Genomic DNA, 12,078 nt, shown 5'->3' on the forward strand with positions numbered 1-12,078 from the left:
GCTTATAAAAATGCCGCGCGCCAAACTGGCGCGCGGCGAAACCGGTTATCAGGACCGGCTGAGAATGGCGTTGGCGCCGCTGATCAGCTCAGGGCCAGCCTGCTCGGGCGTCTTGGCGCCAAAGCCGACTTCCTGGCCCAGGGTGCGGATCAGCGAAGCGTCGATTTCACCAGCCGAAGCCGGCGGGGGTGGCGGCAGCGGGCCAAGCAGGTCGCCCAGATTGGCCACGAAGTTCAGGGCCAGCTGGTTCTGCTCGTCCAGCGTCGGCGCCACGACATCACGGGTTGCCGCAATGCAGGGAATGCCGCGCTCGACGCCCAGCAGCTTGGCAGCTTCGGGGTCATTGACGAAATAGCTGAGGAAAGCGGAAGCCGCTTCCTTGTTGGCCGAGCTGCCGGAAACCGAGAAGAACATGGACGGCTTGCGGTAGTGACCGCCGCCGACGCCAGCCGCGATACGCGGATAGCCGTTCATGCCCAGCTTGTCTTTCATGATGGCCTGGAAGCCGACCAGCTGGTTGGAGTTGGACGGCATGATGGCCGCCTTGCCCAGCACCAGCATGGTGGTTTCCACTGCGCCGGTATCGATGGCCTGGTCTTCTGCCGAGACGCAGACGCCGGCATCGCGCAGCTTGTTCCACAGCGTATACCATTCAATGGCGTCGGCTTCCTCGAAACCAAGCTTGCCATCGGCGGTGTAGAGGGCCTTGCCGCGCTGGCGCAGCCAGTTATCGAGCATGGGCTCGGAATAGGAACCGTCGGCAATCACCTTCATGCCGCCACGGATATTGGCCGATTTGAAGGCCTCGCCCATGGTCATCAGGTCGTCATAGGTCCAGGCATTGGTCGGCACTTCCACGCCGGCTTCTTCGAAGGCCACGGTATTGACCAGAGCGGCCACCGAATTGGCGCCCAGCGAAATGCCGTAGAGCTTGCCATCGACCTTGCCGCCTTCGAGCTGGTCTTCGTCAAAGCCGTCCAGCTTCAGCGCGCCGCCGACAAATTCGTCGAGCGGGGCGATGGCGTTGCGCTTGGCATATTCAACGATGTAGCGATAATCCATCTGGATGATATCGGGCGCATTGCCGCCGGCGGTCTGGGTGGCCAGCTTGGGCCAGTAATCGTTCCAGGCCAGGAATTCGCCTTCAATCGTGGTGCCGGGATTGGCCGCCTCATAAAGGTCGGTCACCCCATAGGTGCGGTCGGCGCGGGCCTGGCCGCCCCAGAAGGTCAGGCGCAGATTGGCCGCCTGGGCCCAGGCCGGCATTACGCCGACGGCGCCAGCTGCGACCAGTGCGGAGCTGCCGAGCAGAAACTGCCGTCTATCGAATCGAAGTGTCATGTTTTTTCCTCCCATGATGCAGATATCGCCCGGCCTGCGGGCGAAACGTCGCTAGCGACCTCCCCGTCGCTAAATAACCAACTAGTTACAACACTGTGTCAGTCTCGGTCCGAAGTCAAGTCACACCGCGCCGTTCTTGTATGGAAGAATAAAGCGGATGAAAGGTCAAGGAAATAGCGCATTTGCGCAATGTTTCGTGAGCCGGCCGCCGCCGCTACGGCAAATAATTTGCGGGAATTTGCGGCCGCTTCGGGTCAGCTGGGTTGGGTGCGCAGATAGTCGAGCACCATCTGCACGGCCTGCGCTTCGCGCTCCTGCAGCATGGCCACCCCGCCCAGGTCGCGGGCGAAGATCACCGACAGCGTCGCCATGTTCGACACATAGAAAAAACCCAGCGCTGCGATAGAGATATAGAGCTGCACCGCATCCACATCGCGGCGGAAAATCCCCGCCTCGGCGCCGCGCTGCAGGATGGTGGTGATCTGCCCGACCAAGGGGGAATGCAGCGCCTGAATATCCGGCAAAGTCTTGAGAAACCGGGCATTCTCGATATTTTCCGTGCCCAGTAGGCGCGGAAACCAAGGGTTGGCGAGGAAATGGCGGAAGGTGAACCGCACCAGTCGGTCCATGGCGTCGACCGGCCCGAATTGGTCCAGGCTCAGCGCCCGTTCGCCGCGCCGGATCTCCTGATAGGCGTCGAGCAACACCGCCCGGTAGAGATCTTCCTTGTTGCCGAAATAATGGTAGAGCAGCCGCTTATTGGCCCCGGCCCGCTCGGCAATGGCATCGACCCGCGCACCCTCAAAGCCGCGCTCGGCAAATTCGGCGCGCCCCGCGACCAGGATATCGGCCTTGGTCTTGCTCGAATTGCGCGCCCGCTTGGCTGGCGGCGCCGGCTGTGTCAGCCGCTGATCCATGGAGCCTCGCTGTGTGAACGGACCGGTTACCCCGGCTGGCCTTGCTCTCATCAGATAGCAGCGCCAGCGCCTGGGGTAAAGGCCGGGCCCAGCGGCCCATACCGCGGATACAGCTTCGCAATCGCATAATGCCATCTTGACGGCATGCCAGCGCCCCGTGTACCTAAGTAACTAAACAGTTACACAGAATGCCTGATTGGGAGGATTTTCGGATGGCGGAACAACGGCTTGGACTGATCATGCACGGCGTGACCGGCCGCATGGGGTATAATCAGCACCTGGTGCGCTCGATCCTTGCCATTCGCGACCAGGGCGGCATTGCGCTGTCCAATGGCGACCGGCTGATTGTCGACCCCATCATTGTTGGCCGCGATGCCGACAAGATCGAGCGGCTGGCCAAAAAGCACAATATCGCCCGCTGGAGCAGCGATCTCGACGCAGCCCTGGCCAACCCCGAAGACAGTGTCTTCTTTGACGCCGGCACCACGCTGATGCGCGCCAGCCTGATCGAAAAGGCCCTGGCCGCCGGCAAGCACGTCTATTGCGAAAAGCCGACCAGCGATTCCCTCGACATCGCCGTCAACCTCGCCAAGACCGCCCGCGCCTCCGGCCTCAAGCATGGCGTGGTGCAGGACAAGCTGTTTTTGCCTGGCCTAATGAAGCTCAAGATGCTCCGGGATTCCGGGTTCTTCGGCGACATTCTCTCGGTGCGCGGCGAGTTCGGCTATTGGGTGTTCGAGGGCGATTGGCAGCCCGCCCAGCGCCCGAGCTGGAATTACCGCAAGGCCGATGGCGGCGGCATCATCCTCGATATGCTGTGCCACTGGCGCTATGTGCTCGATAATCTGTTCGGCGAGGTCAAGGCCGTCTCGTGCCTGGGCGCCACGCATATTCCCGAACGCGTCGACGAGAAGGGCAATCGCTACAAGGCCGATACCGATGACGCAGCCTATGCCACGTTCGAACTCGAAGGCGGGGTGATCGCCCAGATCAATTCGAGCTGGACCACCCGCGTCCGCCGCGATGATCTCGTCACCTTCCATGTCGATGGCACGCATGGCTCGGCTGTGGCGGGCCTTCACAAATGCTGGAGCCAGCATCGCGTCAACACGCCCAAGCCGGTGTGGAATCCCGACCAACCCCAGACCATGAACTTCTTCAACGATTGGGAAGAAGTGCCGGACAATTGGCCGGCCCAGAATGGCTTCAAGGCGCAGTGGGAAATGTTCCTCCGCCATGTCGCCGAAGACGCGCCATGGGACTATGGCCTCGAAGCCGGCGCCAAGGGCGTACAGCTGGCCGAACTGGGCCTCAAAAGCTGGGCCGAACGCCGCTGGCTCGACGTGCCGAAGCTGGAATTCTAAGAGGGGCCAAAGGCCCCCTCACCCGGCCCCTCCCCACCCCCGATGTCATTCCGGCGTAGGCCGGAATCCATGCTGAAGACCAGCAGCGACATCGAATGCTGGGAGGGAACACAGCATGGACCCCGGCCTGCGCCGGGGTGACACCGCGTTTGTTGAGGCTTTGAGGAAAATATGACCAGCATCAACCTGCCCAATCCAGACCGTTCCATCACGCCTTACACGCTCACCGGAGAGCCCATCCCCTTCGTCAAGCACAAGGCATCCGACTTCAATCGCATCGCCTATGCCGCCGCCCATGTGGTGGCCGATCCGCTGGCGAACAACGATCCCTGGCTGACCCCGGCGATCGATTGGGACACCACCCTCAAATTCCGCCATCGCCTCTGGGACCTCGGTCTCGGCGTCGCCGAAGCCATGGACACCGCCCAGCGCGGCATGGGCCTGACCTGGACGGACGCGCAGGAACTGATCCGCCGCGCCCAGGCCGAAGCCCGCACGCGCGACGACGCACTCATCGCCTATGGCGCGGGCACCGACCATCTCGCGCCCGGCCCCGATGTCACCATCGACCAAATTATCGCCGCCTATGAAGAACAGGTCGGCTTTGTCGAAGCCGAAGGCGGCCGCGTCATCCTGATGGCGAGCCGCGCGCTGGCCGCCGCGGCCAAGTCACCCGACGATTACGCCAAAGTCTATAGCCGCATTCTGAGCCAGGTGAAGCAGCCGGTGATCATGCATTGGCTGGGCGAAATGTTCGATCCGGCCTTGGCCGGCTATTGGGGCAATGTCGACCATGACGGCGCCATGGATGTCTGTCTGGACGTGATCGCCGCCAATGCATCCAAGGTCGACGGCATCAAGATTTCGCTGCTCTCGGCAGAAAAAGAAATCGCCATGCGCCGCCGCCTGCCCGCTTCGGTCAAAATGTATACCGGCGACGATTTCAACTATGCCGAACTGATTGCCGGCGACGATGCTGGCTATTCCCACGCCCTGCTCGGCATTTTCGACGCCATCGCTCCCGCCGCCTCGGCGGGCCTCGCAGCGCTCGGCCGTGGCAATACCAATGAATTCTTTGACCTGCTCGAACCCACCGTGCCGCTCAGCCGGCATATCTTTGCCGCCCCCACCCGCTTCTACAAAACCGGCGTGGTCTTCCTCGCCTATCTCAATGGGCTGCAGGACCATTTCCAGATGATCGGCGGGCAGCAATCGACCCGCTCCGTCCAGCATCTAAGTGAGCTGTTCCGCCTCGCCGACAAGGCGCGGGTTTTGAGTGACCCGGAATTGGCCGTAAAGCGCATGACTGCGGTGCTCAACGTTAACAGTGTGTTAGCATAATGACCCAGCGTGCTATCTCTTTGAACCTGGCCACCACCCGCCAGGTCTGGGGCTTCGAGGAAGCCGTGGACGGGTGCCTCAAGGCCGGAATCACCGCCATTTCCCCCTGGCGCGACCAGATCGCCGCCATTGGTCTGGACGAAGCCGCCCGCATCGTTCGCGACAACAAGATCCAGGTCACCGGCGTCTGCCGCGGCGGCATGTTCCCCGCTGAAACCGCCGCCGGACGGCAGGCCAATATCGATGATAATCTGCGCGCCATTGACGAAGCCGCGGCGCTCAATGCCGATTGCCTCGTGCTGGTCGTCGGCGGATTGCCGGGGAGTTCCAAGGACTTAGTGGGCGCCCGCCAGATGGTCAGCGACGGCATCGCCGCCATGCTGCCCCATGCCAAAGCCTCGGGCGTCAAGATCGCCATCGAGCCGCTGCACCCCATGTATGCCGCCGACCGCGCCTGCGTGAACACCATCGATCAGGCGCTCGATATCTGCGAGACGCTGGGCGAAACCGTCGGCGTCGCCATCGACGTCTATCACGTCTGGTGGGACCCAAGGCTGGCCCAGGCCATTGCCCGCGCCGGCCGGATGAACCGGATTTTTGCCCACCATATCTGCGATTGGTTGGTGCCCACCAAGGACATGCTGCTCGATCGCGGCATGATGGGTGATGGCGTCATCGACCTGCCCGGCATCCGCCAAATGATTGAAGATGCCGGGTTTTTTGGGCCGCAGGAAGTGGAAATCTTCTCCGCCGATAATTGGTGGAAGCGCCCCGGCGACGAGGTCCTCGCCGTGATCAAGGACCGCGTCGCTACCGTCTGCTAGACTCTATTATAGGCCAGCGTCTGGCACAAAATGCCGGCGCGGCAACCCTGGATTTCGATCGTATCCGGGCCGGTCTGGGTAATGGTGGCGTCAGCCGTCATCCCGCCGGCGCTCAGCGAACCCTTCCATTCATTGGGAGCGGTTTGCTGGGCCTGCATCACCTGCTTGCCGACAAAGGCCAGGTTTTCCTCGGTCGCCGATTCACCCTCGAGATTGGTCAGCACGCCGCAAAGATCAGTGCCGCTTTCCCCGCACAGGGTGAAGCTGAACGAGGTGCCGTATTCATCGACGAAGTCACCGCTGGGATCGGCCGCAAGGGCTGCCTCGCCTTGGGCAGCGGGCGCTGCATCCTGGGCGAAAGCGGGGATGGACGTGGCCAAGAGCAGGCCGGCGAGAAGGCTAGTTTTCAGAAATTGCATGGGTTTGCTCCATTCACAACAACGCCCGCCCCACGCAGTCGCTTGTTTGCTTGATGGGTTTCCCAACGCAGTCCCGTGGCAAGGGTTGCGCCCGCCGGGACAATGTGATGATCAGCGGCGGAAGGTCGCCGCGATTTCGATGTGGGTGGATTGGGTGAACTGGTCCACCGCCACCAGATCGCTCATGGCATAGCCGGCGCCCACCAAGATCGCAGCATCACGAGCAACGGTTCTGCTATCGCAGGCGACCATCACCACGGTTTTCACCTTGGACTTGGCCAATTCGCGCACCTGCGCCTCGGCGCCGGCACGGGGCGGATCAAGTACCACTGCCTCATAAGGCAGTTCGAACTGGGTGAGCGGATCGCGGAACAGATCGCGCGGCTTGGCAGTGATTTCGCGCAGACCCTTGGTGAAGCGGCGGGCCTTGTCGAGCGCCAGAATGCCAGCCTTGTCGCTGTCGAAGGCCGAAACCGGCCGTTGTTCGGCCAGCCGCAGGGCAAAGGGGCCGATGCCGCAGAACAGGTCGGCCACGCTTTTGGCTTTGCCGACGGCATTGAGGACGTAGTCGGACAGGATGGTTTCGGCGGCTTCGGTGGCTTGCAAAAAGCTGCCAATGGGCAGCTCGACCTGAGCGCGGCCCATGGCGATGATGGGGGCCTGGGCTTGCAGGATCATTTCGCCATTGAGCGCCAGTCGCGCCAGCCGGAAGCGGCCGACCAGCGGCTGCAGCCGATCGGCGCGGGCCTGCTTTTTCTCGGTGCGGACAGCGACATCGAGGCCGGTCACACTTGCAGTAAAGCTCACATCGGCCTCGCCCACAGCCGCCATAACCGCACGGGCAATGTCGGGGGCACGGGCCAATTCCGGCGCCAGGATCGGGCAGGCGTCGAGATCATGCACCTGATGACTGCGCAGCCGCATATAGCCGGCGCCTTCCTTGCGGGCATGCAGCGTCGCGCGGCGGCGGCCATTGCCGGCGGCGTCGATAAACTTTGTGACCTGGTGATCGAGCCCGGCAAAGCGCAGCGGGGTTTCGATGAGCCCAGTCTTGAAGGCCTCGTAGCTGGCCCGATCCATATGCTGGAGCTGGCAGCCGCCACAGGCGCCGAAATGCGGGCAGAATGGGGTGATGCGGTTGGCCGCCGGCTCGAGCACCGAGACCAGCGTGCCGCGATCGCCATCGGCGGTGATCTCCACCATTTCGCCGGGCAGGGTCAGCGGCACGAAGATCTTGAAACCGTCGATCTCGGTGACACCCTCGCCCTTATGGCCGAGGCTGGTAATGTGTGTGGTGATGGTCATGAACGTCCGGGGCTTGCTGACGGGTTCAGTAGCCTTTTGCGGGCGGCGTGTGAAGGGCGGGGGTTTTGAGCCCCCTCCCCGGCTTAATGCAGCGGCCGGCTCGCCCATTCGAGCAGGCTCGCCAAGCCGACAAACGGAACGCCCGCATGTTCGCTGAGTCCTGAGGCGCAGGTGGAGACTGTCGAGACGCCTAGCGTGCAGCCTGGCGGTATGTCGTTTTTGGCGAAGCGGGTGGCGTGCTGGTTGAGTTCGGGGAAGAACAGTCCCTTGTCGCCGGCATAGCCGCAGCAGGTGACGGAACTGAGCACCGCAATAGCCTCGGCACAGGCGCGGGCGATGGCCTCGGTGGAGGGTTGCTCCTTGAGGCGCTGGGCCGAACAATTGTGATGGACCGCGACCGTCGGCAGCTTCTGCGTGATGGTCAGGCGCGGCAGCACATGCGTGACGAGGAATTGCGCCGAATCGAGCACGGGCGCATCGCCGGGAAATTCCTTGAGATGCTTGGCGCAGGTAGAAGCGTCGGTGACGACCGATATCGCGCCGCCATCGCTGAGGGCGGAGAGTTCGCGCTTGAGCGCGCCGCCCACTTCAGCGGCCTGCTCGGGAAAGCCCTTGGACTGGAAGGGCTGGCCGCAGCATTGACCATTCAGATGCTCGGGCATGCTGACATCGAACCCGGCCCGATCGAGCAAAGCCAGCATGGCGTCAGTAACCGGCAGCAGATTTTTATCCGTTTGTGGCGTTCCAAACATGCGGCTGGCGCAGGAGGGAAAATAGACGATTCTTTGGCGGTCGCCTTGCGCGGTGGGTACGGGGAAGCCGGTGTCGCGCGGATCATCGCGTGAGATTTTTGCTGGTGCCTTGGGCGCGCCGGGGCCGTGGCGCAGGGCGCGGGAGAGGCGCGGAATGCGGTTGCCACTGGCGCGGCGGGCGGTTTCGCTGATGGCCTCCAGGGCTGGTGCCGGGATGATGGTGCGCGCGACATCGGCCAAGGCAACGCCACCGCGCATGAAGGCTTCGACGCTACCGGTGTGATCGGCGGCAAAGCCGGCGACCGAACGGGCTGTGCTGCCGCGCCGCTGGCCGCGCTGGCCGATGATCATGGTGCCGGTTTCGATGCCGACGGGGCAGCGCAGGGAACAGAGGTTACAGGCCGCGCAAGTATCTAGGCCCGGATATTGGAAATCGCGATCAAATGTCGCCAGCCGCTCGGGGTCTTCGCCAGTAGCGCGCAGGCGTTCGCGTTCGCGGGTGACGGCGATGCGCTGGCGGGGCGAGAGCGTCATCTGGTGGCTGGGGCAGGCCGGTTCGCAGAAGCCGCATTCGATGCACATGTCGACCAGCTCGTCGGCCAGCGGCATGACCTTGAGGTTCTTGATGTGCACCTTGGCATCGGCGTTGAGCAGCACGCCGGGATTGAGCAGGTTTTCGGGATCGAATAGCGCCTTGATCTGGTGCATCAGGCCGTAGGCCTTGGAGCCCCATTCGGCTTCGACAAAGGGGGCGATGGCGCGGCCGGTACCGTGCTCGGCCTTGAGCGAGCCGCCGAACTGGATCGAGACCAGATCGGACAGGGCCTTGGAAAACATATCGAATTTTTCCGCTGCGCCGGGTGCTGCGAAATCGTCGCTCATCTGGAAATGCAGGTTTCCCGCCAGGGCGTGGCCGAAAATGATAGCGTCTTCATAGCCGTGGTCGTCGAGCAGGTTGCGCATGGCGATGACGAATTCGGCCAGCCGCTCGATGGGTGCGGCAACGTCTTCGGTGAGCATGGAGGTGCCCTTGGGACGGGCAGCGCCGCCCGAGGCGAAGAAGCCCTTGCGAATGTCCCAAAGGGCGTGGGAGCGGGCTTCGTCGGTCGAAAAATCGATATGGGTCGCGCCATTGGCCGAGAGGATGGCGGCGGCCTTTTCGACTTCCGTTTCAAGCTCTTGCGCGGTGGGTGCGGTGACGTCGATGAGCACGGCGGGCGAGTTGTCGGTGAGCCAGGGTAGCAGCGGCGCCATGGGCGCGAGATGCTCGACCGTGGCCAAGGCGCGGCGCTCGATATATTCGGCGGCGGTGACACCAGTTGTCACCTGCACCCCGTTATTGGCTAACACACTGATAGCACTGGCAGCAGCATAAGGGTCCGGAAAGGGCACCAACGCGGTCGATTTGAAGGGATGTTCGGGGACAGTATTGTAGGTCACTTCGGAAACGAAGCCGAGCGTGCCTTCCGAGCCCACCATGAGGTGGATCAGGATATCGAGCGGGTCGTGATAATCGACCAGCGCATTGAGCGAATAGCCGACCGTGTTCTTGATGCGGTATTTCTTTTTGATCAGCGCGACCAGGTCGGGATCGGCCATGACCTGGTGGTGCAGGTCGTGGATGGCGTCGAGCATGGCCGCATGGCTGATGCGGAAGGCGTCGCAGGAGGCCGGATCGCCCGAATCGAGCGCCGTGCCATCGGCCAGCACGATCCGCAGGCGCGCCATGGTGTGGTAGGTGTTCTGGGCGACGCCACAGCACATGCCCGAGGAATTATTGTTGACCACGCCACCAATCTTGCAGGTTGCCTGGCTGGCCGGATCGGGGCCGATCTTGCGGTCGAATTTCTTGAGGGCCGCATTGGCCTGGGCGACGATGATGGCCGGGCCCAAAGTGATCTGGTCGGCGCCAGGATGGATATCGAGCTTGCGCCAGCCATCGCCCAACACGGCCAGCACGCCATCGGTGACGGCCTGGCCCGAGAGCGAGGTGCCGGCGGCGCGGAAGGTCAGCGGCAGCTGCTCGGCGCGGCAGGCCTTGATCACCGCGCGCACCTCATCCTCGGAATTGATGAAGACCACCGCGGCCGGCACCAGCCGATAGGAGCTGGCGTCGCCGCTCCAGGCATAGGTCATCAAAGGATCGGTGAACATGCGCCCGCCAATTTGCCCCTTGAGGCGAGCGACAAGGCGCTCGCCGGCCGCGATGCGGTCGGGCGTGGGCTGGTGGACGGGGGAGGGCGAGAGGACGGCTTGCTGCATGGCGGGAAGGCTAACATGTCAGCTGGCAAGAGCGGAAGAGGTATTAGATAGGTATTATGGGGCGCCGGTCGTTACGGCGCCCCATTGCTTGCTCAGATATCGACGTCGTCTTCGCCAAGCGCCTCGATCTGGGCGGCGGCGTGGAGCAGGATATCGGCGGCTTCGCGCTGCTGCTCGGGCGAGCCGGCGCGGGCCTTTTTGAGCGCGGCCTTGAGATCGCGGCGGGCATCGTTGAGCTCGGGCACGACATCGCGCAGGTCGCGGTCGGCGTCGGGCTCATGGCCGCCGGGACCGAAGCCGAAGCCACGGCCGCGGTGATGCGGGTGGTTGCCGGCCTCGGGGCCCTGTTCGCGGTTGAACGGCCAATCGGCCTTGGCGAATTCACGGAAGCGGTTCATCTGCTCGCCGGCTTTGGCGAGGAATGACAGGGTGGATTCAATGGCTTCGCGATTATCGGCCAGGTGGGTGCGGCCCTCATCGGTGATGGTATAGAGCTTTTTATTGCCATCGGCCTGCGAGGTCACGTAGCCGGCTTCCTCAAGGAAAGTCAGCGCCGGATAGACGATGCCGGGGCTGGGCGAATAGAAGCCACCCGATTTTTCCTCGATGGCCTTGATCAGATCATAGCCATGGCGGGGTTGCTGCTCGATGAGATAGAGCGCCACCAGCCGCAGATCGCCCGAGGCAAGCATGCGCCCGATGCGGAAATTGCCGCCCATATTGCCCCAGCCATCGCCGCCGACGCCGCCGGCGAACTGCCCCCAGCTGCGGCGGGCCATGGCTTCAAGCCGACGCCAATTGGGCTCTCCATCGCGCCAATATTGTCCCATAATGTGTCTCCGATATATCTTGGATTGCGTTGAGAGCTAAGATCGGCCTGGTTCGTGGCGATTTCAAGATATATCTTACGATTGTTTTTGGAGGGGTGTTGTGTGCGCGAATTTGCTCTGGCGTATTGCATTTGCCTACACAAACGCATAAATAGCTGATGCTAACGATTGCGGGCCTTGATTGGGATGACGGCAACTCGCCCAAATGCGGCAAGCACGGCGTCTCGCAGGATGAGATAGAGAGCCTGTTTGCCGGGGAGCCGGGTGTTTACCCAGATCCTAGCGCGGGCGAGCTTCGTTATCGCGCCATCGGGAAAGTTGCCTCGGGCCGATATGTATTTGCTGCCTTTACGCTGAGGCAGCGCGAGAACGGGCTATTCATCCGCCCGATCAGCGCCCGCTACATGCATGACAAGGAGATCAGACGCTATGAGCAAGGACAAACTTAAGGCCATGCCGGTGCTATCGCGCGACGCAGAGGCGGAAGCCTTTGTCGAGACGGCAGATCTCAGCGAATACGATCTATCCGGCTTCAAGCCAACACGTTTCGAATTTGAAAAGAAGGCGGCGGCGCTCAATATGCGCATTCCGCAATCCTTGCTCGACGCCCTCAAGGACCGGGCGGCCACCAAGGGCGTACCATTCACGCGCTACGTGCGCATGTTGATCGAGCGGGATCTGGCAGAGGCATCCAAGCGCTGACGCGCCTGGCTGAATGACAAA

At 62.6% G+C, this 12,078-nt stretch carries 11 protein-coding genes; 5 read left to right on the forward strand and 6 right to left on the reverse strand.

The genetic code is table 11. From position 1 onward, the window contains the following. Window positions 1-48: 48 nt before the first annotated feature. Complete coding sequence (locus N8A98_RS08710) at window positions 49-1,341, reverse strand: ABC transporter substrate-binding protein (protein ID WP_262170689.1); 1,293 nt, start codon at window positions 1,339-1,341, stop codon at window positions 49-51. Window positions 1,342-1,595: 254 nt separating this feature from the next. After that, the gene (locus tag N8A98_RS08715; RefSeq protein ID WP_162740454.1) at window positions 1,596-2,258 is read right to left on the reverse strand and encodes a TetR/AcrR family transcriptional regulator; all 663 of its coding nucleotides are present in this window, start codon (window positions 2,256-2,258) and stop codon (window positions 1,596-1,598) included. Between the two features lie 212 nt (window positions 2,259-2,470). Between N8A98_RS08715 and N8A98_RS08720 the strand changes: the two genes are divergently transcribed. The 3 genes from N8A98_RS08720 to N8A98_RS08730 all read left to right on the forward strand — a co-directional run bounded on the left by N8A98_RS08720 (window position 2,471) and on the right by N8A98_RS08730 (window position 5,787). Continuing rightward, a complete protein-coding gene (locus N8A98_RS08720) occupies window positions 2,471-3,622 on the forward strand; it encodes a Gfo/Idh/MocA family protein (protein ID WP_262170691.1) in 1,152 nt (383 codons plus the stop codon). A gap of 171 nt (window positions 3,623-3,793) precedes the next feature. Continuing rightward, window positions 3,794-4,963 carry a dihydrodipicolinate synthase family protein gene (locus tag N8A98_RS08725; RefSeq protein ID WP_262170693.1) on the forward strand — a complete coding sequence of 390 codons (1,170 nt, stop codon included), beginning with the start codon at window positions 3,794-3,796 and terminating at the stop codon, window positions 4,961-4,963. Next, complete coding sequence (locus N8A98_RS08730; RefSeq protein ID WP_262170694.1) at window positions 4,963-5,787, forward strand: sugar phosphate isomerase/epimerase family protein; 825 nt, start codon at window positions 4,963-4,965, stop codon at window positions 5,785-5,787. Before N8A98_RS08725 ends, N8A98_RS08730 begins: the two co-directional genes overlap by 1 nt. Here the strand turns inward: N8A98_RS08730 and N8A98_RS08735 are convergent. From N8A98_RS08735 to N8A98_RS08750, 4 genes are all read right to left on the reverse strand, one after another. Then, entirely contained in the window at window positions 5,784-6,206 is a 423-nt protein-coding gene (locus N8A98_RS08735; RefSeq protein ID WP_262170696.1) for a hypothetical protein, read from the reverse strand. The two genes, N8A98_RS08730 and N8A98_RS08735, sit on opposite strands and share 4 nt — an antisense overlap. A gap of 111 nt (window positions 6,207-6,317) precedes the next feature. Further along, entirely contained in the window at window positions 6,318-7,511 is a 1,194-nt protein-coding gene (locus N8A98_RS08740) for a class I SAM-dependent RNA methyltransferase (protein WP_262170697.1), read from the reverse strand. A gap of 83 nt (window positions 7,512-7,594) precedes the next feature. After that, complete coding sequence (locus N8A98_RS08745) at window positions 7,595-10,525, reverse strand: FAD-binding and (Fe-S)-binding domain-containing protein (protein ID WP_262170699.1); 2,931 nt, start codon at window positions 10,523-10,525, stop codon at window positions 7,595-7,597. Window positions 10,526-10,617: 92 nt separating this feature from the next. Next, window positions 10,618-11,355: a PadR family transcriptional regulator gene (locus N8A98_RS08750; protein ID WP_315974538.1), complete on the reverse strand. Its 738-nt coding sequence runs from the start codon at window positions 11,353-11,355 to the stop codon at window positions 10,618-10,620. 158 nt (window positions 11,356-11,513) lie between these two features. Between N8A98_RS08750 and N8A98_RS08755 the strand changes: the two genes are divergently transcribed. Together N8A98_RS08755 and N8A98_RS08760 are read left to right on the forward strand one after the other, a co-directional pair. Then, window positions 11,514-11,804, forward strand: coding sequence for a BrnT family toxin (locus N8A98_RS08755; protein WP_262170700.1), 291 nt, complete (start codon window positions 11,514-11,516; stop codon window positions 11,802-11,804). Further along, window positions 11,785-12,057, forward strand: coding sequence for a CopG family antitoxin (locus tag N8A98_RS08760; RefSeq protein ID WP_262170702.1), 273 nt, complete (start codon window positions 11,785-11,787; stop codon window positions 12,055-12,057). Before N8A98_RS08755 ends, N8A98_RS08760 begins: the two co-directional genes overlap by 20 nt. Window positions 12,058-12,078 lie beyond the last annotated feature (21 nt).

The sequence above is a fragment of the Devosia neptuniae genome (assembly GCF_025452235.1).
GTDB lineage: Bacteria > Pseudomonadota > Alphaproteobacteria > Rhizobiales > Devosiaceae > Devosia.